Origin of the sequence: Afipia felis ATCC 53690 (genome assembly GCF_000314735.2) — a bacterium.
GTDB classification, from domain to species: Bacteria; Pseudomonadota; Alphaproteobacteria; order Rhizobiales; family Xanthobacteraceae; genus Afipia; species Afipia felis.
Genome location: NZ_KB375270.1, coordinates 633,644 through 653,204, shown reverse-complemented (window position 1 = coordinate 653,204; position 19,561 = coordinate 633,644). Strand labels below are relative to the sequence as shown.

Here is a 19,561-nt window from a genome sequence, read left to right as displayed (position 1 = left end):
CTTGTTCAGGCGGCCGATCTCATCGGACGCCTGAACATCAAACCCTCAAACCCTGTCATTCGGACAGAGTTTTATTGCCCGTGCCGGGCCAAATCCCGATCGGACAACTCCCAGTCCTGCCACAGCTTCAGCGCCGCAAGCAGGAAGACCGCGCCGCCGAAAGCAGCATGGTAAAACCGTAGCACGCCATCGGTCGAATATCCGAAGACGTAGGGCGACATAATCAGCCAGATGGCGAGCGCCATCTCGCAGCCCTCCTCCCAGCGCCGCAACGCGATGTATTCAAGCTGCGACAGGCCGATGATGAGGATGCCCACGACCGCTGTGTTAATGAGAGCCAATCCCGGATCGGGCAGCAGTCCGAGACCGTAGTTCGTCTCTCCGGTCATCCAGGGAGAAACGGCGATCAGGATGCCGAGCAGCATCCCGACCCAGTCCTCCCACGTGCGATGAGTGTCGAAGAACCGAGCGCCAGACATGGAAACCTCCTGTATCAAGAGGCATACGGCGGCGGCCTGAACGAGGCGACTTCAACCGTCACGACCGGTCGGCCGCAGAGGTATGTCTTCACGAAAACCTATGAAGGCCCTGCGCCTTTACAAGAGCCATCCGCCCAGCTTTGTTGTCGCGGAACAGGCCCGATCCAGATCATTGAGGCATATCCGGTCCATGTCGGCTTTCCGGACAACGAGGAGACACGAATGAGCGACGCAACCGGCACGGTTCAGGACAATCCCGCTGAAAGCCGCTACGAGCTGACCGTCGACGGCTATCTCGCGGGCGCCTATTACAGGCTGTCGGACGGCGTCATCACCTTTACCCATACCGAAGTTCCGAAGGAACTGGGCGGGCGCGGCATCGGTTCGCAGTTGGTGAAAGGTGCGCTCGACGACGTGCGCGCGAGACACCTCAAGGTTGTCCCGCAATGCCCGTTTGTAAAAGCCTATATCGAAAAGCACACGGACTATGCCGACCTGCTGAAATAGCCGGTCGCTCACCACCAGCGCAAATTACGACCACGGATAAAGAGTACGATGAGCCAGATGCTGCAGGACGTTCACGACAACACCTCTCTGAGCCGTTACGAAATGAAGATGAACGGCGACACCGCCTTTGCAACCTATCGTCGCGAGGGCGATACGTTGTTCATCCTGCACGTCGAGACGCCGCTGGCGCTGCGCGGTCAGGGAATTGCCGCCAAAGTCATGAGCGGCGCGCTGGAACTGATCCGGCGCGATGGTCTCAAGGTGGTGCCGGTTTGCAGCTACGCCGAGGCGTTCCTTGCGCGGCATTCCGAATACTCAGACCTCAAGCCTTGAGGCGCAGAAAAAAAGCCCGCCGATGGCGGGCTTTTTGATTTGGAATCGGGATCAGACGATCTTGATCGACATATCCGGGAAGCCTGCGATCTTGGCGAGCAGCACGTCACCCTTCACCACCGGACCGACATTTTCCGGCGTACCGGAATAGATGATGTCCCCCGCCTTCAATTCGAAGGCTTCCGACAGTTTCGAAATCTGTTCGGCGACGCTCCAGATCATTTTGCTGAGATCGGAGTCCTGCCGCACCTTGCCGTTCACAGCGAGTGATATCTCGCCCTTGGTCGGGTGGCCAACCTTGGAAGCCGGATGCAGCGGGCCGAGCACTGCGGCGTGGTCGAAGCTCTTGCCGATTTCCCATGGCTTCTTCATGCCCGCCATCTCATTCTGAAGATCGCGACGGGTCATGTCGAGGCCGACGGTGTAGCCGAACACACAGTCCAGTGCCTTCTCAGGCGGGATATTGGTGCCGCCGGATTTCAGGGCCGCCACGAGTTCGACCTCGTGGTGATAATTCTTGGTCAACGACGGATACGGATGATCGGCGACAGTGCCCGGCTTGACGTTCTGGATGGCGTCGGTCGGCTTCTGGAAGAAGAACGGCGGCTCGCGCGTCGGATCGGAGCCGCGCTCCAGCGCGTGCGCGGCATAGTTGCGCCCGATGCAATAGATGCGCCGCACCGGAAACACCTCGCTCTGGCCCTCGACCGGAATCGTCACCTGCGCCACTTCGAACAGCGTTTTGGCAGTCCCCTGCGCTGTCGCCGGGGTTGCTAATGCCGTGCCTGCGAGCGCCACCGCGCTGCCAGCCAAAACGGTACGTCGATCGATATTCGTCATTTGATTTTCCTTTTGTTTCCCATCGGGCCGTTGGCTCGGCCTCGTTTGAATGCATTTTCATACCCGGCTGCCGGTGCGCCGTCATCTCTCCAAATTGATGACCCGCGCCGGGACCTACACATTTCCGTCAACGCCGATCTGCCACCCGAATGCCGGACGCCGAGAAACAAAAGGCCCGCCGCGCGAACGCGACGGGCCTCGTGAGAAAATCGTTCAGAAAACGATCAATGCTTGATGTCAGGCGGCAGCTTGCCACCGTTGGCCGCGAGCTTATCCATGACTTGCTTGTGCAGCCAGATGTTCATCGACGCAGAATCGTTGGTGTCGCCGGTGTAGTTCAGCTCCTTGGCGAGCTCCTTGCGCGCGGCGAGACTGGAATCGATATCGAGCGCCTTCATCAGGTCGACGATCGAGGTGCGCCATTCGAGCTTCTCACCCTTGGCCTTCACGGCCGCATCGAGGATCGGCGCCACATCGACGGTCTGCGCCGCCGGAGCTCCGGCGCCTGCCGAGCCCGCGCCCCCGGCGGGTTCGGCCGCCTGTGCGCTGGTCGTTCCGAAAATAGCGCCCATGATCTTGGAAAAAATGCTCATGCTGAACTCCTGCTTGCGATTTGAATCAAAGTATCGGCGCCGCGAGCGTCACCTGATGGAAAGTCTGCCTTACGGCGTGCAGCTTGCCAATACACCCGTCATCGGCTGGCCATCATGTCAGGCCAATGAAAGTTTGAAGACGGTATAAGGATGCGCCCCTTGTTTGGACTCCGGTCGGAACAAATTCACCGAACCGTGAGTTTGTTCCTCTCAGGGAAGGTTTAGCCTCCTCACATCAGACGCGCGTTGCTTCCGCGTGGTCACGGTCGCGAACATCGCGTCAACCGCCATCGAACGGGAGCCTCTGTCATGTCTTCCACTTATCCATCTTCCGGCAATACCCTGCCCGTCGCCGTCTCCCCGCCCAATGGCTTGCCCGTCGTGCGGCGCATTCACATGTCCGACCTGTCCGCCGCCCTCCGTGCAGGCTGGGAGGATTTTGTCGCGCTGCCGTCACACGCGATCATCCTGGCGCTGATCTACCCAGTCATCGGTCTCATCGTCGCACGGCTCATCCACGGCTATTCGGTGCTGCCGCTGCTATTCCCATTGGCCGCAGGCTTTGCATTGCTCGGGCCGTTCGCCGCCATCGGGCTTTACGAACTCAGCCGCCGCCGCGAGGCCGGACAAAATCCGACGGCATCCGACGCCCTGCACGTCCTGTCATCTCCTTCGCTTGGCGCGATGCTCGCCCTGGGCGCGATGCTGCTGATCCTGTTCGCCGTCTGGGTGGCAACGGCGCAGGCAATTTATATCGCCTGCTTCGGTTACGCTCCGGCCGCGCGCATTCCAGATTTTATCGGCATGGTGCTAACCACGCGGCAAGGCTGGACGCTGATCCTGCTCGGCTGCGGTGTCGGCCTGCTGTTTGCGATTGTCGCGCTGTGCATTAGCGTCGTCGCCTTCCCGCTGATGCTGGATCGGCACGCCAGCGCAGCGCAAGCGATGACTGTCTCGATGAAAGTGGTCGCGGAAAATCCGCAGGTGATGGTGACGTGGGGACTTATTGTCGCAGCCCTGCTGGTTCTGGGGTCACTGCCCCTGTTCCTCGGCCTTGCGGTGGTGGTGCCGGTACTCGGTCACGCAACCTGGCATCTCTACCGCGCCGCCGTGGAGCCCGCCACGCAACCGTACCGGGAGCCTGCGCAACCGCCGCGAGAGAAACGCTACGCAGCCGATTTCCCGGTCAATCTGATCTCTTGGCTCAGGTAACCGGGTCGGCATCTGCGAAGGCAAACATACGCTAAGCGCAGGCTAACACTGCGCTCCGCCCCTTACGATCACGCTCGCGCGCCCGGCCTATCGGCCGGGAACGCGCGCGACATGTTCTGTGCAGATTTGACGCCGTCTATGTAGATTTGGCACCAGTTGTGACGATCAGTGCTTCGGCGCACTCCCCGCGCCAATCCCGCCGACCTGGAACGTGACCTTTAACGGCCCGGCCTTCTCGAAACGCAGCGTGGCGTCAAACGACTGGCCCTGCTCGAGCGGATTTTTCAGATCCATCAGCATCAGATGATAACCGGACGGACCAAGCACGACGCTTTTGCCGGGCTCGATGGTGACGCCGCCGGTCACCGGCCGCATCTTCATCACGCCGTCGGTCATCGACATCTCGTGAATTTCCGTCTTGCCCGCCACCACGGACTCGACGCCGACGAGCTTGTCAGGCGCGGTGCCGTTGTTCTGGATCGTCAGATATCCTGCACCGATCTTCGCGCCCTTGGGCGTCGCGCGGCTCCAGGGCGCCGTGACAGTCAGATCACCCGCCTTGAACTGCGGCCCGCTCGCAGATGCCTGCTTCATCGCCATTGCTGGCTTCATTGTCATCGATGGACTCATCGTCATTGCCGGATGGTCGGAATGGTCCTGAGCCTGGACAGCGGAAGGTGCAGCGAGCATGCCGAACATGGCTGCACCCGCGAAGCTCGTTCGCAACGGAGAGAAGCGGAGGGTCATCGGAGATTGTCCTTGGGAATTGTCCTTGGAACGCTCTCTGCGTTCCCGGAGCCTTTTAGGAGCCGTTTATAAAAACAGCTTCAAGACGGTTTGAAGACCTCTGGAATGTTCCTTGAAAGCGCGTCCAAAACAACGGGAGAAATCTCATAGCTGCTCCTATTGGAGCCTGAACCTCCATTCAAAAAACGATCTTTAATTCATTTATTCATATTCGGTTCATGCACCTATTGCATACGTTAGAAAAACATCGAGTTCCGCCAAAAAGACCGACCGCCATGCTTATGTTTATAGAATCATAATAATTTAAGTCCGCCTCACCGATTAAAAGCGTATATTACCGACAGAGGCATGCGTTTAGATCCTAGCTGCACCGCACCAATTGCTCTGGTATGCCAGGAAAAAAGGATTATTACATGGTTCATCCAGTTCGCAAGGATTGAACTGCAAATCAAGGGTGACTACCATGATCCTCTCTCTCGTTCGCATCATCAAGGCGTTCCGTGACTACAATCGCGCTTATCGCGAGCTTTCGGAGCTCAGCGAGCGCGAGCTGGCCGATATCGGCATCGATCGTGGCGACATTGAGCGCGTCGCGGCGGGTGCCTATCGCAAGGCCGCCTAAGACGTTCTTCTGAACGATCGTACCGACTACGACGAACGCCCGCCTTTGAGCGGGCGTTTGTTGTTTTTGCTTCCAAAAATACGCCCACCCTCGCCGTTGCGCTGTCAGCCGACTGGCCTTAGTGCTGGGCCATGACCGATCTTTCTCACAAAACAGAACCTGTCCACGTCATTGGCGGCGGCCTCGCAGGCTCCGAAGCCGCATGGCAGATTGCGACGCGTGGACAACGCGTCGTGCTGCACGAAATGCGCCCCACCCGCACGACCGACGCGCACCGGACTGATAGCCTCGCCGAACTCGTCTGCTCGAATTCGTTCCGCTCCGACGATGCCGCGAACAACGCTGTCGGCCTGCTGCATGCCGAACTGCGCAAGCTGAACTCGCTCATCATGGTCTCCGCGGATGCCCATCAGGTTCCGGCCGGCGGCGCACTTGCGGTGGATCGCGAAGGCTTTTCCATCGCCGTCAGTGCTGCGTTGTCAGACCATCCGCTGATCGAGATCCGCCGCGAGGAAATCGCAGGCCTGCCGCCTGCCGAATGGGGCAACGTCATCGTTGCGACCGGCCCTCTCACCTCGCCCGCGCTGGCGGATGCCGTCCGCGCGCTAAGCGGCGAGGATTCGCTCGCCTTCTTCGATGCTATCGCGCCGATCGTGCATCGTGACTCCATCGACATGTCGAAGGCGTGGTTTCAGTCGCGCTACGACAAGGTCGGCCCCGGCGGCAACGGCGCCGACTACATCAATTGCCCGCTGTCGCGCGAGCAGTACGAGGCGTTCGTCGCCGCCCTGATCGCGGGCGAGAAGACCGACTTCAAGGAGTGGGAAAGCAACACGCCCTATTTCGACGGTTGCCTGCCGATCGAAGTCATGGCCGCGCGCGGGCCTGAAACACTGCGCCACGGCCCGATGAAGCCGGTCGGCCTCACCAATGCGCATAACCCGACCGTGAAGCCTTATGCCATCGTCCAGCTTCGCCAGGACAATAAGCTCGGTACGCTCTACAATATCGTCGGATTCCAGACGAAACTGAAATACGGCGCGCAGACCGAAGTGCTGCGCATGATCCCCGGCCTCGAACAGGCCGAGTTCGCGCGCCTCGGCGGTCTGCACCGCAACACATTCCTCAATTCTCCGAAATTGCTCGATGCGCAGTTGCGATTACGCGCTCAGCCGCGCCTGCGCTTCGCCGGGCAGATGACAGGTTGTGAGGGCTATGTGGAGTCGGCTGGCATCGGACTTCTGACCGGACTGTTCGCCGCGCACGAGGCGCTCGCACGCCCCATCGCGCCACCACCACCAACCACGGCGCTCGGCGCGCTGCTCAATCACATCACCGGCGGCCATATCGAAGCGGTCGATGCCGGGCCGCGCTCGTTCCAGCCGATGAACATCAATTTTGGCCTGTTTCCGCCGCTCGCCCAGAACCCGACGAAAAAGGCCGACGGCACGCGGCTGCGCGGCAATGAAAAGACCATCGCCAAAAAGCAGGCGATGAGCGCGCGGGCATTGGCTGATCTGGATGCGTGGATTTCAAACACGTTGGCGGTCGCGAACGCGGCCTAGCTGCGAAACGCTTCCGACTTCGACGCGCGCCACAGCGTCCACAGCATCCGCAGGCGAGACACAGGCACCAGTGCGAACGGATCCTCCGCAGGTCGGGCGAGATCGAGCGCGCGACGCACCAACGCGAGCGGCAGGAAAATCCGCTTCGCATCCGCAGGCACCGCAATGAGCAAATCCATCGCCTTGCCGAGATGGCTCCGCGCGACGTCCGACAGACGCGTGATGGCCGCCTGCAACTGCGGCGTGGATCGTCCGGCGAAAAGATCCGCTTCCTTCGCACCGGATTCGTTCAACACGTCCTGCGGCAGGTAAAGCTGCTTGCGTGCGGCATGCAGCGGCAATCCCTGGATTGCCCGGACAATTCCCTGCGCGATGCCGGTATGATGCGCGGCGTGCCCAACCGCATCGGACTTCCCGCCGAGAATGCGTGCACTCAGGCTGAACAATCGCCCTGCCGTGTCGTCGCAATAGCGCTCCAGCATATCGAGCGACAGCATCGGATCGTCATAGAGGTCGAACACCCGCGCATCGACGAGCCGCGACAACTCGTTTCGAGGCAGGTCGTGATTGGCGGCAGCAGCCATCAGTTCAGCGGCGACGGGGTTCGCCTCGACGCTGCCGCGCGCGTCACCGTCGACCAGGTCGCGCCACCATTGCAGACGGATCTCGCCCGGCAGCGGCTGGCTGACATGATCGCGAATGCGGCGCAGCTCGGTGTTGAAAGCGTAGAGCGCCAGCAACGGACGCCGCGCACGCGGCGGCACAAACAGCGTCGCCGCGTAACGTTCGAAATCATGATCGCGCACCAGTTGCGCGCAATAGGAGGCGTCGTCCGCGCCGCTCACATCGGCCCCGCTCATACCGCGATCAGCGCCGCCGCCACCCGGCGGCCTTCGCCCAGCATGATGTTGTAGGTGGTGATGGCCGAGCCGGTCTGCATCGGGTCAAGCACGATTTGAACTGCGCGCAGTGCTTCGCGCAAGGCAGGCTCGGGCCGCCAGATGTCGCGGCCGGTACCGAGAATCAACGTGTCGATGGCCTGCGCGTTTTCGAACACGCGCGCGAGCGAAGATTCATCGATCTCGCCGGCCTGCGTGACCGGCCACGCCCAGATGCCGTCCGGCAGGCACAACAGCGAGCCACGATGCGACATGTCGGCGAAGCGGAACCCGCCCTGCCCATAAGCATCGATCGGCGCCGGGCGCGGAAAGTGCGGAACCGCAGGCGCGGCCCCGCTCACGGCTTGGACGACTTGGAGGAGCTGGCAGACTTGGCAGGTTTCTCGGGCTTCTCGTCAGGCTCACCCGTAATTCCCATCCGGTGCGTACCGACGCCGAGATAGATCAGCATCGGCGCCGCGATGAAGATCGACGTATAGGTGCCGACCAGCACGACGCCGAACATCATGGTCGCCGCGAACGAGTGGATCGCCTTGCCGCCGAACAAGAGCAGCGCGAGCAAGGCCAGCGTCACCGTGACATGGGTGATGATCGAGCGCGACAGCGTCGAGTTCACCGACTGGTTCAGCAGGTCTTCCATCGGCATCTTCTTGTAGCGCCGCAGCAGTTCGCGGATGCGGTCGTAGATCACGACCGTGTCGTTCAGCGAATAGCCGAGAATGGTGAGCAACGCCGCGATGCTGGTGAGATCGAAATCGATCTGCGTGATCGACATGAAGCCGATGGTCAGCACGATGTCGTGGACGTTGGCGACCATCGCGCCCAGCGCGAACTGCCATTCGAACCGGAACCAGAGATAAAGCAGGATGCCGACGATCGCGAGCATCAGGCCCAGCGTGCCATAGGCGAGCAGTTCGCCCGATACGCGCGGACCGACCACCTCGACGCGGCGATATTCGACTGAATCGCCCAGTGTTCCGCGCACCTTCTGCACCGCCGCCTGCTGCGCGGCGTCGCCGCCCGGCTGCTCGGCAATACGGATCAGCACGTTGGCTGGGCCGCCAAACTGCTGCAACTGCACGTCGCCGAGATCGAGCTTGCCGAGATCGCTGCGCAGCTTGGCGAGATCGGCAGGACCGGATTTCTCCTGAATTTCAAGCAGCGTGCCGCCCTTGAAGTCGATGCCGAAATTCAGACCGTGGGTAAAGTACAGCGTGATCGCGAGGATCGACAGGACCGCCGAGATCGGAAAGCTGAAGCGCCGCAGGTCCATGAAATGCAGCGTCGTGTCGTCCGGCACCACACGCAGCGCGGGAATGACGCCGTAGACGCACAGCACCGTCAGAATGACGATGAAAACCGCGAGGCCGAGAATAACGATATGGGGCATTGTCACGGCGGCAATTCCTTACATCGGCACGGTCTGCGGCCGTTTCCATCGCACCCAGGAGGCGACGATCAGGCGCGTGACGGTGAATGCCGTGAACACGGTGGTGACGATGCCGATGCCGAGCGTCACGGCGAAGCCGCGCACCGGGCCCGTGCCGATATAGAACAGCACGGCGGCAGCGATGAAGGTGGTGATGTTGGAATCGAGAATGGTCGCCAGCGCGCGCGAGAAGCCCGCGTCGATCGCGGAGATCGCGTTGCGGCCGTGGCGCACCTCTTCCCGGATGCGCTCGTAAATCAGCACGTTGGAGTCGACCGCGATACCGACCGTGAGCACGATGCCCGCGATGCCGGGCAGCGTCAGCGTGGCGTTGAGGAGCGACAGGACGCCGAAAATCATCGCGACGTTGACCGCGACCGCAATGTTGGCGAACAGGCCGAACAGGCGATAGGTCAGCGTCATGAACACGATGACGAGCACCGAACCGACATAGGATGCGAGTTCGCCTGCGGCGATCGAGTCCTGGCCGAGGCCGGGACCGACGGTGCGTTCCTCGATGATCGTGAGCGGCGCAGGCAGCGCGCCCGCACGCAGCAGAATCGCGAGATCGTTGGCTTGCTGCACCGTGAAGTTGCCGGAGATCTGCCCCGAGCCGCCGGTGATCGGCTCCTGGATGACCGGCGCGGAAATCACTTCATTGTCGAGCACGATCGCAAAGGGTTGCTTCACGTTCTCGGTGGTCGCCTGCGCGAATTTGCGGGCGCCGGTGCCGTTGAAGCGGAACGAGACGACCGGCTGGCCGGTGCGCTGGTCGAAACTCGGCTGAGCATCGGTGAGGTCCGCACCCGACACCAGAACCTGCTTCTTGATGACATAAGGGATGTGCGGCGGCTCGGAACCCTTCAGCACTTCGGAATCCGGCGGCACCCGTCCCTGCAGCGCCTGCTCGGGCGACACGGTGGTGTCGACCATGCGGAAATCCATCTTCGCGGTCTTGCCGAGGATTTCCTTGAGACGGGTCGGGTCCTGCAGACCTGGCACCTGCACCAGCACGCGATCCACGCCCTGACGCTGAATCAGGGGCTCGACCGTGCCGAGTTCGTTGACGCGTTTTTCGATGATCTGGATCGACTGGTCGACGGCCTGCCGGACACGATCGAGAATCGCGGCCTGCGGCACCGTGAGACGGATCAGGCCACCTCCCGCGTCGGAGACTTCCAGCGTTCGCTGGCCGTTGCCACCGAGAATGCCGCCGATCGGCTGGGACAGTTCACGCAGCTTCGACAGCGCCGTCGCAAGATCGGCTTCCTTGACCCTGACCTCTACATTGTCGCCCTTGATGCCGAGCCCGGTGTAACCGATCTTGGCCTCGCGCAACGTGCGGCGTGCATCGTCGCGCACCTGATCGAGCTTGTCCTTCTTGACCGAATTGGCATCGACTTCGAGCAGCAGATGCGAGCCGCCTTGCAGGTCGAGGCCCAACACGAGGCGGCGCTGCGCCCAGGATGGCCATGTCTTGACGGTCGCTTCCGAGAAGAAGTTCGGTACCGCGCACAGGCACACGACCAGAGCCGTGAGAATGACCGCGAGGGCTTTCCATCGGGTAAAATAAAGCATTCGGTCAACCCGTCAGGTCACAGGAAGGCTTGCGCCAGTCTCAGCTGGCGGCAGCCTCTGAGGTCGGCTCGCCCTTGGAGCGGACGGTGGCGATCATCTGCCGCATCTGGCGAATGCGCACGCCGTCGGAGACTTCCATCTCGATCTGGTCGTCGTCGACGACCTTCGTCACCTTGCCGACGAGGCCGCCATTGGTCACCACGGTGTCACCGCGACGGATGTTCTTCACCAGATTGGCATGCTCCTTCGCCTTGCGCTGCTGCGGGCGCAGGATCAGGAAATACATGATGACGAAAATCATCGCGAACGGCAGGAGCGACATCAGCATGGAGTTGGTGTCGCCGGCAGCTCCGGCAGCCTGGGCGAAGGCAGGGGTAATGAACATACGCAATATTCCTTGCTAGGGCTGGCCGGCGGAAGGCCGGTTCGAGGCCATTCGGAGGGGTAAATTTGCGCGGACTATAGCGGCCAGCGCCCCAATTGCAACGCTGGCCACCCCGTCATTTCCATGGGTTGCCGGGGCGCGTGCCGCTCGCTTAGGGTGCCGCCACAATCAACGGAAACGACCGGAATCATGGCCAAAACGACGCGCAAGACGCCCTCCTCCAAAAACCGCCCCGCCCGCAATTCTGCCCCTGCCAAGGGCAGCACCCGCACCCTCAAGCCGGTGGTGGCTGCGGCAAAGCGCGCGACGGCCAAACCGGAGGGAATCGAGGAGCGGATCGCCCGCGCGCTTGAGGCCATCGCGGCCGGCCTGCCGAAATCGAGCCAGGCAGTCTCGACGCCAGAATCGCTGCGCACGGCGGAGGCGTTCGTCTGGCAGCCGAACGGACATCTGATCCCGGTCCCGAAGGTCAGCCGCGTCGAGCTCGACCTGCTGAAGGGCGTCGACCGGATGCGCGACATCCTGATCGAGAACACCGAGCGCTTCGCTCGCGGCCTGCCCGCGAACAACGCGCTGTTGTGGGGCGCGCGCGGCATGGGCAAGTCCTCGCTGGTGAAGGCCGCGCATGCGACCGTCAACAATATGGACGGCGTGCGCGGCACGCTGAAGCTGATCGAAATCCACCGCGAGGACATCGAAAGCCTGCCCGCACTGATGGCGCTGCTGCGGCAGTCCGAATTCCACATCATCGTGTTCTGCGACGACCTATCCTTCGACGGCCAGGACGCCTCCTACAAATCGCTCAAGGCGGTGCTGGAAGGCGGCATCGAAGGCCGGCCAGAAAACGTCATCCTCTACGCCACCTCCAATCGCCGCCATCTGCTCGCGCGCGAGATGATCGAGAACGAGCGCTCGACCGCGATCAATCCCGGCGAAGCGGTCGAGGAGAAGGTCTCGCTGTCGGACCGCTTCGGCCTGTGGCTGGGCTTCCACAAATGCAGCCAGGAAGAATATCTGGAGATGGTGAAGGGTTATTGCGCTCATTATGGCGTAAAACTGCCGCCTGACGAACTCGAGCGCGAGGCGCTGGAATGGTCCACCACCCGCGGCTCGCGGTCCGGCCGCGTCGCCTGGCAATTCGTGCAGGAACTGGCCGGACGCCATCGCGTCAAACTGGCCAAATAATTCTGGAATAAGTGATTTTCAGAGAGTGACGGCTACACAACCCGGAGCGTCCAGCGCTCCGGGGCCGTCAGATCTGAACTCAGCCTGCCCTTACAGCAGGTCGCCGCCGTTGCGGGCCTGGATCGACCCCATCGGCACGCAGGTGCGCTGGCGTTCCCGCCCCGCGATCGCACCCCTCACCCGCATCACCATGCCGGCGCCGCAGGTCTTGGTGTCGACGAGCACCGAGACATAAGGCGGGAGAACCAGCGGTTCGCGTTTCAGGAAGGTGGGTTCGGCGGACGCGGGCGCGGCAAAAGCCGCAGCCAGAATGAGCAAAGCCACGATACGCATGACATTTTCCTCAACCAACAGCCGCAACAAACACGGCTGCCAGAGCTCGTTCCGAGCGGAACGAAATAAATCCCAGACCGGGGGAATAAGCAACACCGCCGTTGAACGCTACCTGGCCAGCAGCGTCTTGCCCCGTCGGCCGAGGCAGATCCGATGATGTGCAGTCGGTATACAGATGGCGGGTGAAGAAAAGGTGACGCGTCGGAATGCGTCACCCTTTTCGTCAAGCGGAGAAGGAAACGGCGCCGCTCAGGCGCCGTTGAGGAATTGAAGCGGGTCGACGGGCGAAGAACCCTTGCGGATTTCGAAGTGGAGTTGCGGCGACCCCACCTCTCCCGACTGACCCGATTTGGCAATGACCTGGCCGCGCTTGATCGTATCTCCGCGCTTCACCATCAGTTCACTCGCGTGGGCATACGCGGTGACGTATCCGCTGGCGTGCCGCACCAGGATCAGGTTGCCATAGCCCTTGAGCTCATTGCCCGAGTAAGCCACGACGCCGTCTTCCGCCGCCTTGATCGGCGTACCTTCCGGCACCGCGACATTGATGCCGTCATTCTGCTTGCCGTTGGTCTTGGCCCCGTAGCCCGCAATCACCCGGCCGCGCACTGGCCAGCGGAAGGTCGGCAAGGCGTTGGTGGCCTCGGCTGTCTTCACCGACGACTGGGCATGGGTCTGCTCGATTTCCTTGGTCTCGGTCGCCATCCGCACCTTCTGAACCGGCTCGGCGGCGGCGGTCACCACCGGTTTTGCCGCAACAGGCTGTGGCTGCGGGGCTGCTGCCACGGCAGGACGCGCCGGCTGCGCCGCCGCTTGCGCGACGGCGAGCGTCTTCGACGAGGATGGCACGGTGATGCGGTCGCCGATCTTGAGCTGCGCCGTCACCGGAAGATTGTTCGCCCGCGCCAGTTCCTGAACGGAGATATGATTGCGCCGGGAGATGTTCATCAACGTATCGCCACGACCAGCAACGTGCACGCTGGAGGGCATCGCGGCCGCGCGGGTCGCAGGCGCCTGGCTGAGAGCAGGCGCCTCCGCATGAGCGGCGCGCTTCGGAATGATGAGCGACTGTCCGGGCGAAAGCGCACGTGGGCCATGATAGCCATTGGCGCGCATGATCTCCGCGGTCGAAACATTGTAGCGGCGCGCGAGCCCTTCGAGCGTGTCGCTGGTGCCAACGATGATCCGCGTGCCACCCTCACGGGTCGCTGCGACCGAACGCGGCGCGACGCTGCCGGTGTGCTCGATCGGGTTTGAAGCCGGCGGCGTGTAGGATGACATACCGCGCCCACCACCCGACGAGCCCTGCGCCACCGGATATGACAGCGGCGCCGACACCACCGGCGCAGTCGCGGGCCGCGAATATTGCGGCAACTCGCGCTGGGCATAATTGTTCTGGCGCACCGAACCGGTCGTCTCAGACCGCTGCGAGGCGAAAGGATTCTGGAGGGAGTTGTCCGAGAAGCGCGAGTCGTAATCCGCGCTACATCCGCCAAAGCTGACGGAGACCAGCGCCATCACCGCAAGAGACGGAGCGCGGCGCGCGCCTAACAAATCGAGAAGACGGGACATGGTTACTCACTGGTACGCAACTGGCACTAAATTGAGTAAACAGCCGTGCAGTAAATAACCCTTTAAGCATCGCGCATGCCCTTGAACACAAAGGGGTAGCGGGAATTTATGGTTACTATTTTCGTAGCGAGCCAGGTTCCCTCCCCATGCGTCTCGCAATGGGACGACGGAACCTGACTGGCGGGTCTTACAATTCTTTCGCGAGTCCCTTTAGCGCGGGGACGAAGCGCACAGGGATCAGTTCGTCGCGCGCGATCCCCTCTTCCGTCTTGCGCAGCCGCACGAGTTGCTGCGCACCGCCCTGCGGGCCGACCGGCGCGATCAGGATGCCGCCCGGCTCCAACAACTCCATCAATGACTCCGGAATTTCCTCCATCGCCGCCGTGACGATGATGCGATCGAACATGCCGAGCGTTTGCGCAACATCATAGCCGTCGCCGAACACAACTTCGATGTTGTTGTAACCGAGTGACGAGAAACGCCGCCGCGCCGTATCCACCAGCGTGCGATAGCGCTCAACCGTCACGACGATCCGGCACAGGCGCGACAGCACCGCGGCCTGATAGCCGGAGCCGGTGCCGATCTCGAGCACGCGATGGCGCGGATGCGTCCGCAACTGTTCTGTCATATAGGCGACGACGTAAGGCTGACTGATGGTCTGGCCGCAGGCGATGCCGAGGGCGGTGTCGGCATAGGCGAACTCCCTGTCGCGCGGATCGACGAACAGGTCGCGTGGCACGTCTTCCAGCGCGCGCAAAATCGCCTGATCGCTGATCCCGCGCCGCCGCAAAGTCAGCTGAAAGTTGAGCTTCTCCCGCCCCGATTGCCCTGACGCTGCCATCATCTTCCATCCGATAAACATAGGTTATATCGGATTCTCTATAAGTGGTTGGTTTCCGCCTTTTTTCTATCCATTCACCGGGAACAAGAACAGGTGACGAACTCCCGAAACCCTCCTATGATCCGCCCGCGAAAGTCCGACAGGCGGGGGTAGAGTTGGTGAGCAGCGGCGAACGGCGGCGATCCGTGTTCCTGGTCGAAGACGAAGTGATGATCAGGATGATGGTCTCCGATATGCTGGAGGAACTTGGCTATCAGGTCGTCGCAGAGGCCGGCGATATCGACGAGGCCGTGCGCCTCGTTCAGTGCACCAATTTCGACATCGCCATTCTCGACGTCAACGTCAACGGGAAGGTGATCTCACCTGTCGCCGAAGCGGTGCAGATGCGCAACCGTCCCTTCGTGTTCGCCACCGGCTATGGCGTACAGGGACTACCGGAAAAATTCCGCGACCGCCCCGCACTTCAAAAGCCGTTCCAGATGGAAACGCTGGCGAAGATGATAGAGGTTACGCTACGCGGCGAAGCGGCGTAATTCTCAGAACAGCTTTTTCAATTCCGTGGAAAACGCGACATCCGTGCGGTCGAGCCGCAACGGCGTGACCGAGACGTAATTGCCGTCGAGCGCGGCCAGATCTGTGCCCTCACCCGGCGGATCGATCTTCTCGAAGGCCTGGAAACCGATCCAGTAATAGGGATTGCCGCGACCGTCCTCGCGTCCGTCGATGCGCAGGAAGCCCTGATTGCGTTTGCCCTGACGCGCCACCACGATGCCCTTCACTTCCTCAGGCCGGCAGGCGGGGAAGTTGATGTTGATGACGGTGTCGTGCGGCACACCGAGCTTCATCACCTTGCGGATGATGTCGGCGCCATAGGCGCGCGCAACGTCCCACATCGGCTTGTTGCGATTTTCGCGGCCGCCGAATTCCTGCGACAGCGCGAACGAAGGCAGGCCGAGAATGGTGCCTTCCAGTGCGCCCGCGATGGTGCCGGAATAGACAACATCCTCCGCGACGTTGCGGCCCTTGTTGACGCCGGAGATCACGAGATCCGGCCAGCCCGGCAGCACGTGACGCGAGCCCATGATGACGCAATCGGTCGGCGTGCCGTGCACGGCGAAATGACGGTCGTCGATTTCGCGCAAACGCAACGGATCGTTCAGCGACAGCGAATGCGATACGCCCGACTGATCGAGCTCGGGCGCGACGATCCAGACATCGTCCGACAATTGCCGCGCGATCTCCTCGTTGACCTTGATGCCCGGCGCGTGAATGCCGTCGTCATTCGTGCAGAGAATACGCATCGTCTCAATTGTCCTTCGCGATCATCTTCAGACCGCCCATGTAAGGTTGCAGCACGTCCGGCACCGCGATCGAGCCATCTTCCTGCTGATAGGTTTCCATCACTGCGATCAGCGCGCGGCCGACCGCCGTGCCTGAGCCGTTCAGCGTGTGGACGAAGCGCGGCTTGTTGTCGGGGCCGCGATAGCGCGCATCCATGCGCCGCGCCTGGAAGTCGCCGCACACGGAGCACGACGAAATTTCCCGGAACATGCCGCCCTCGCCCTGCCCCGGCATCCATACTTCGATGTCGTAGGTCTTTTGTGACGCGAAGCCCATGTCGCCGGTGCACAGCGTCATCACCCGGTAATGCAGGCCGAGGCGCTTCAGCACTTCCTCGGCGCAAGATAGCATACGCTCGTGCTCGTTCTTCGACTCGTCCGGCGTCGTGATCGAGACAAGCTCGACCTTGGTGAACTGATGCTGGCGGATCATGCCGCGTGTGTCGCGCCCTGCAGCGCCTGCTTCCGCACGGAAGCACGGCGTCAACGCAGTGAGGCGCATCGGCAATTCTTTTTCATCGAGGATGGATTCGCGAACGAGGTTCGTCAGCGGCACCTCGGCCGTGGGGATGAGCCAGTAGCCCTGCCCCTCAGCATCCAGCGATCCGGCGGCAAACTGATCATCGCGAAATTTCGGCAACTGCGCGGTGCCGAACATCGCATCGTCGCGCACCAGCAGCGGCGGATTGACTTCGGTATAGCCATGCTCGCCGGTGTGCACGTCGAGGAAGAACTGGCCGATGGCGCGCTCAAGCCGCGCCAGTCCCTTCTTCAGCACGACAAAGCGCGCGCCAGACAGCTTCGCCGCCGTCTCGAAATCCATGAAACCGAGACCTTCACCGAGCGCGACATGCTCCTTCGGCTTGAAGGAATAGTTGCGCGCCGCGCCGTAGACATGGTGCTGCACGTTGCCGTGTTCGTCGGCACCATCCGGCACCTCGTCGAGCGGCAGATTCGGGATCTGCGCAAGCGCGGTTTTCAGTTCGTCCTCGAACCCTTTCGCCGCCGCTTCCATTTCCGGAAGCTTCGCTTTAAGGGCCGCAACCTCGTTCATCAGCGCATCGGCGCGCGTGGCGTCCTTGATCTTCTTCGCTTCGCCGATTTCCTTCGAGGCCGCGTTGCGCCGCGCCAAGGCCTGCTCGGCCTCCTGGATCGCACCGCGTCGTTTCTCGTCGATCGCAAGCAACGACGCCGACAGCGGCTCGAGGCCCCGGCGCTTCAGCGCCGCGTCGAAAGCGGCAGGGTTATCGCGAATGGATCGAATGTCATGCATGGTGATATCCGTCGCGGCTGGCGGCCGCGGCTCTTCGGAAAAGGTGGGGTTAGAACAACTCGGCGGCGTGCGAAAGCCCGAATCGCAGGGGTTTCCGCAAGAATAGCAAAAGCGGGCGTGCCGGGTCTTATTCGGCTGGCGGCAGCGCCGGTGGCGTCTCAGACGGCGCTTCCGGTGGCGTCTGGGCCGCTTTTCGCTTGGCTGCGTTCTTCTCGACGATCGAGACCGCGATGATCGAGCCCTCGTAGAGGAGCAGCAACGGCAGCGCGAGTGAGGCCTGGCTGATGACGTCGGGCGGCGTCAGCACCGCCGCGATGATGAAGGCGACCACGATGAAATACCGCCGCTTGGCGCGCAGTTGCGCCGCCGTCAGCACGCCGATGCGGCCGAGCAGCGTTAGCACCACCGGCAACTGGAACGCGATGCCGAAGGCGAACACCAGCGACATCATCAGCGACAGATATTCACCAACCTTGGGCAACAGCGCGATCTGTGCCGTCTCGGCTCCCCCTGCCTGCTGCATGCCGAGCGAGAAGCGGATCAGCATCGGCAACACGAGGAAGTAGACCAGCATCGCACCGAGCACGAAGAAGAACGGCGTTGCGATCAGATACGGCAGGAACGCGCCGCGCTCGTGCTTGTAGAGGCCGGGCGCGACGAACTTGTAAATCTGCGTCGCCACGATGGGAAAAGAGATGAAACCCGCGCCGAACAGAGCAAGCTTGAGCTGCGTGATGAAGTATTCCAGCAGCGCGGTGTAGATGAACTTCGAGTTCTCAGGACCCGCGACCCACACGAACGGCCATACCAGCACGTTGTAGATCTGCTTGGCGAACACGAAACACAGGATGAAAGCGAGGCCGAAACCGAGCAATGCCTTGATGAGCCGCGAACGCAGCTCGATCAGGTGCTCCATCAATGGCGCCTTGCTGGCTTCGATGTCGTCGGCGCTCATGAGGCTTTGGATTCCGGCGCGGTCGGCGGCGCGTCTGGGGTCTGCTTCATCAACGCGGGCGCCTGCCCTTCGACGGGAGCAGCGGCGGATTCAACAGATGGGGGTTCGGAAGCAGGCGCCGCGGTGGTGGTTTGCGCGGAGCGCTCCTCTTCCTCGCGCTCGCGGGCATGTTCTTCCAGCGAGGCCAGAAGTTTCGTCGGGTGCAGATCGCGCGAGGCGGCGCTGATATCGTCGAACGATTTCTTGATGTCGGCCATTTCGGCCTCGCGCATCGCCTCGTTGAACTGACCCTGGAAATCGGCGGCCATGCGTCTGGCCTTGCCGACCCACTGGCCGATCATGCGCAGCACACCAGGCAGTTCTTTCGGACCGATGGCGATCAGCGCGACCACGCCGATGACGACCAGTTCACTCCACCCGATATCGAACATCAATCATTCCGCTTCGCGTGAGCGCCGCTTCGCTGTCGCGATTAATTCCGGCGAGGCTCAGACGGCGTTGCTGCCGACATCCTGACGCGGCGCAGTCGCCTGCGGCGGCGTGGACGTGCTGTCGATGGTCTTCACCGGCTCGGACTTCTCGGCCGGCTTGTCGTCGTCCGCCATGCCCTTCTTGAAGGCCTTGATGCCCTGCGCGACGTCGCCCATCAGATCGGAAATCTTGCCGCGACCGAACAACAGAAGGACCACGCCGATGACGACGATCCAGTGCCAAATGCTCATCGAACCCATTGTGTCCTCCACGTAAACGCATTGCCGGGTTGGCCGGCCGATTGGCCTCGAACCTAGGCGCTGAAGGGTCCGAAAACAAGAACTTAAGCCGGATTGCGGCATTCAGGCCGCGTTTCGGCAGCTCTCGTTCCCCGGATCGTTA

24 protein-coding genes are annotated in these 19,561 nt (G+C 61.9%); 7 read left to right on the top strand and 17 right to left on the bottom strand.

What is annotated here, in order from left to right; all coding sequences use genetic code 11:
- Positions 1-71: 71 nt before the first annotated feature.
- Positions 72-479 carry an SPW repeat protein gene (locus tag HMPREF9697_RS03330; protein ID WP_002715738.1) on the bottom strand — a complete coding sequence of 136 codons (408 nt, stop codon included), beginning with the start codon at positions 477-479 and terminating at the stop codon, positions 72-74.
- Positions 480-701: 222 nt separating this feature from the next.
- Here HMPREF9697_RS03330 and HMPREF9697_RS03325 point away from each other — a divergent pair, with 222 nt between their 5' ends.
- Positions 702-986 (top strand): GNAT family N-acetyltransferase, encoded by a 285-nt coding sequence (locus HMPREF9697_RS03325; RefSeq protein WP_002715737.1) that lies wholly within the window; start codon positions 702-704, stop codon positions 984-986.
- A 48-nt stretch (positions 987-1,034) separates the two neighbouring features.
- On the top strand, positions 1,035-1,319 hold the full coding sequence (locus HMPREF9697_RS03320; RefSeq protein WP_002715736.1) for a GNAT family N-acetyltransferase: 285 nt from the start codon (positions 1,035-1,037) through the stop codon (positions 1,317-1,319).
- Positions 1,320-1,370: 51 nt separating this feature from the next.
- Here HMPREF9697_RS03320 and HMPREF9697_RS03315 read toward each other — a convergent pair whose 3' ends face one another.
- Both HMPREF9697_RS03315 and HMPREF9697_RS03305 read right to left on the bottom strand, forming a co-directional pair.
- Entirely contained in the window at positions 1,371-2,159 is a 789-nt protein-coding gene (locus tag HMPREF9697_RS03315; RefSeq protein WP_002715735.1) for a fumarylacetoacetate hydrolase family protein, read from the bottom strand.
- Between the two features lie 224 nt (positions 2,160-2,383).
- Positions 2,384-2,752 (bottom strand): DUF3597 domain-containing protein, encoded by a 369-nt coding sequence (locus HMPREF9697_RS03305; protein ID WP_002715734.1) that lies wholly within the window; start codon positions 2,750-2,752, stop codon positions 2,384-2,386.
- A gap of 309 nt (positions 2,753-3,061) precedes the next feature.
- Between HMPREF9697_RS03305 and HMPREF9697_RS03300 the strand changes: the two genes are divergently transcribed.
- The gene (locus tag HMPREF9697_RS03300; protein WP_002715733.1) at positions 3,062-3,964 is read left to right on the top strand and encodes a DUF2189 domain-containing protein; all 903 of its coding nucleotides are present in this window, start codon (positions 3,062-3,064) and stop codon (positions 3,962-3,964) included.
- Positions 3,965-4,129: 165 nt separating this feature from the next.
- On the opposite strand, the gene HMPREF9697_RS03295 is transcribed toward HMPREF9697_RS03300, so the two are convergent.
- The gene (locus HMPREF9697_RS03295) at positions 4,130-4,711 is read right to left on the bottom strand and encodes a copper chaperone PCu(A)C (protein WP_002715732.1); all 582 of its coding nucleotides are present in this window, start codon (positions 4,709-4,711) and stop codon (positions 4,130-4,132) included.
- A gap of 463 nt (positions 4,712-5,174) precedes the next feature.
- Here HMPREF9697_RS03295 and HMPREF9697_RS20265 point away from each other — a divergent pair, with 463 nt between their 5' ends.
- Both HMPREF9697_RS20265 and trmFO read left to right on the top strand, forming a co-directional pair.
- Positions 5,175-5,333 carry a DUF1127 domain-containing protein gene (locus HMPREF9697_RS20265; RefSeq protein WP_002715731.1) on the top strand — a complete coding sequence of 53 codons (159 nt, stop codon included), beginning with the start codon at positions 5,175-5,177 and terminating at the stop codon, positions 5,331-5,333.
- A gap of 131 nt (positions 5,334-5,464) precedes the next feature.
- Positions 5,465-6,898, top strand: coding sequence for a methylenetetrahydrofolate--tRNA-(uracil(54)-C(5))-methyltransferase (FADH(2)-oxidizing) TrmFO (gene trmFO, locus HMPREF9697_RS03290; RefSeq protein WP_002715730.1), 1,434 nt, complete (start codon positions 5,465-5,467; stop codon positions 6,896-6,898).
- Here trmFO and HMPREF9697_RS03285 read toward each other — a convergent pair.
- From HMPREF9697_RS03285 to yajC, 5 genes are read right to left on the bottom strand one after another with little or no spacing between them, the layout of a single operon-like run.
- Positions 6,895-7,758 (bottom strand): phytoene/squalene synthase family protein, encoded by an 864-nt coding sequence (locus HMPREF9697_RS03285; protein ID WP_002715729.1) that lies wholly within the window; start codon positions 7,756-7,758, stop codon positions 6,895-6,897. The two genes, trmFO and HMPREF9697_RS03285, sit on opposite strands and share 4 nt — an antisense overlap.
- Positions 7,755-8,138: an Mth938-like domain-containing protein gene (locus tag HMPREF9697_RS03280; RefSeq protein ID WP_002715728.1), complete on the bottom strand. Its 384-nt coding sequence runs from the start codon at positions 8,136-8,138 to the stop codon at positions 7,755-7,757. Before HMPREF9697_RS03280 ends, HMPREF9697_RS03285 begins: the two co-directional genes overlap by 4 nt.
- Entirely contained in the window at positions 8,135-9,187 is a 1,053-nt protein-coding gene (gene secF, locus HMPREF9697_RS03275; protein ID WP_172583913.1) for a protein translocase subunit SecF, read from the bottom strand. The genes HMPREF9697_RS03280 and secF overlap by 4 nt, the downstream gene beginning before the upstream one ends.
- A gap of 18 nt (positions 9,188-9,205) precedes the next feature.
- Positions 9,206-10,804: a protein translocase subunit SecD gene (secD, locus tag HMPREF9697_RS03270; protein ID WP_002715726.1), complete on the bottom strand. Its 1,599-nt coding sequence runs from the start codon at positions 10,802-10,804 to the stop codon at positions 9,206-9,208.
- A gap of 40 nt (positions 10,805-10,844) precedes the next feature.
- Positions 10,845-11,189, bottom strand: a complete 345-nt coding sequence (gene yajC / locus HMPREF9697_RS03265) for a preprotein translocase subunit YajC (protein WP_002715725.1) — start codon at positions 11,187-11,189, stop codon at positions 10,845-10,847.
- Between the two features lie 189 nt (positions 11,190-11,378).
- Here yajC and HMPREF9697_RS03260 point away from each other — a divergent pair, with 189 nt between their 5' ends.
- The gene (locus HMPREF9697_RS03260; RefSeq protein WP_002715724.1) at positions 11,379-12,374 is read left to right on the top strand and encodes an ATP-binding protein; all 996 of its coding nucleotides are present in this window, start codon (positions 11,379-11,381) and stop codon (positions 12,372-12,374) included.
- A gap of 90 nt (positions 12,375-12,464) precedes the next feature.
- On the opposite strand, the gene HMPREF9697_RS03255 is transcribed toward HMPREF9697_RS03260, so the two are convergent.
- The 3 genes from HMPREF9697_RS03255 to HMPREF9697_RS03245 form a co-directional block, all read right to left on the bottom strand.
- Positions 12,465-12,707, bottom strand: coding sequence for a hypothetical protein (locus HMPREF9697_RS03255; protein ID WP_002715723.1), 243 nt, complete (start codon positions 12,705-12,707; stop codon positions 12,465-12,467).
- A 249-nt stretch (positions 12,708-12,956) separates the two neighbouring features.
- On the bottom strand, positions 12,957-14,279 hold the full coding sequence (locus tag HMPREF9697_RS03250; RefSeq protein ID WP_002715722.1) for a LysM peptidoglycan-binding domain-containing M23 family metallopeptidase: 1,323 nt from the start codon (positions 14,277-14,279) through the stop codon (positions 12,957-12,959).
- Positions 14,280-14,466: 187 nt separating this feature from the next.
- Positions 14,467-15,120 carry a protein-L-isoaspartate(D-aspartate) O-methyltransferase gene (locus HMPREF9697_RS03245; RefSeq protein WP_040308095.1) on the bottom strand — a complete coding sequence of 218 codons (654 nt, stop codon included), beginning with the start codon at positions 15,118-15,120 and terminating at the stop codon, positions 14,467-14,469.
- Positions 15,121-15,275: 155 nt separating this feature from the next.
- Here HMPREF9697_RS03245 and HMPREF9697_RS03240 point away from each other — a divergent pair, with 155 nt between their 5' ends.
- On the top strand, positions 15,276-15,653 hold the full coding sequence (locus tag HMPREF9697_RS03240) for a response regulator (RefSeq protein WP_040307785.1): 378 nt from the start codon (positions 15,276-15,278) through the stop codon (positions 15,651-15,653).
- Between the two features lie 3 nt (positions 15,654-15,656).
- Here HMPREF9697_RS03240 and surE read toward each other — a convergent pair whose 3' ends face one another.
- From surE to HMPREF9697_RS03215, 5 genes are all read right to left on the bottom strand, one after another.
- Positions 15,657-16,421: a 5'/3'-nucleotidase SurE gene (surE, locus tag HMPREF9697_RS03235; protein WP_002715719.1), complete on the bottom strand. Its 765-nt coding sequence runs from the start codon at positions 16,419-16,421 to the stop codon at positions 15,657-15,659.
- A 4-nt stretch (positions 16,422-16,425) separates the two neighbouring features.
- Positions 16,426-17,733 (bottom strand): serine--tRNA ligase, encoded by a 1,308-nt coding sequence (gene serS, locus HMPREF9697_RS03230; protein WP_002715718.1) that lies wholly within the window; start codon positions 17,731-17,733, stop codon positions 16,426-16,428.
- A 127-nt stretch (positions 17,734-17,860) separates the two neighbouring features.
- Positions 17,861-18,688, bottom strand: coding sequence for a twin-arginine translocase subunit TatC (gene tatC / locus HMPREF9697_RS03225; protein WP_002715717.1), 828 nt, complete (start codon positions 18,686-18,688; stop codon positions 17,861-17,863).
- Entirely contained in the window at positions 18,685-19,119 is a 435-nt protein-coding gene (gene tatB / locus HMPREF9697_RS03220; protein ID WP_002715716.1) for a Sec-independent protein translocase protein TatB, read from the bottom strand. The genes tatC and tatB overlap by 4 nt, the downstream gene beginning before the upstream one ends.
- A 57-nt stretch (positions 19,120-19,176) precedes the next feature.
- The gene (locus tag HMPREF9697_RS03215) at positions 19,177-19,419 is read right to left on the bottom strand and encodes a twin-arginine translocase TatA/TatE family subunit (RefSeq protein ID WP_002715715.1); all 243 of its coding nucleotides are present in this window, start codon (positions 19,417-19,419) and stop codon (positions 19,177-19,179) included.
- Positions 19,420-19,561 lie beyond the last annotated feature (142 nt).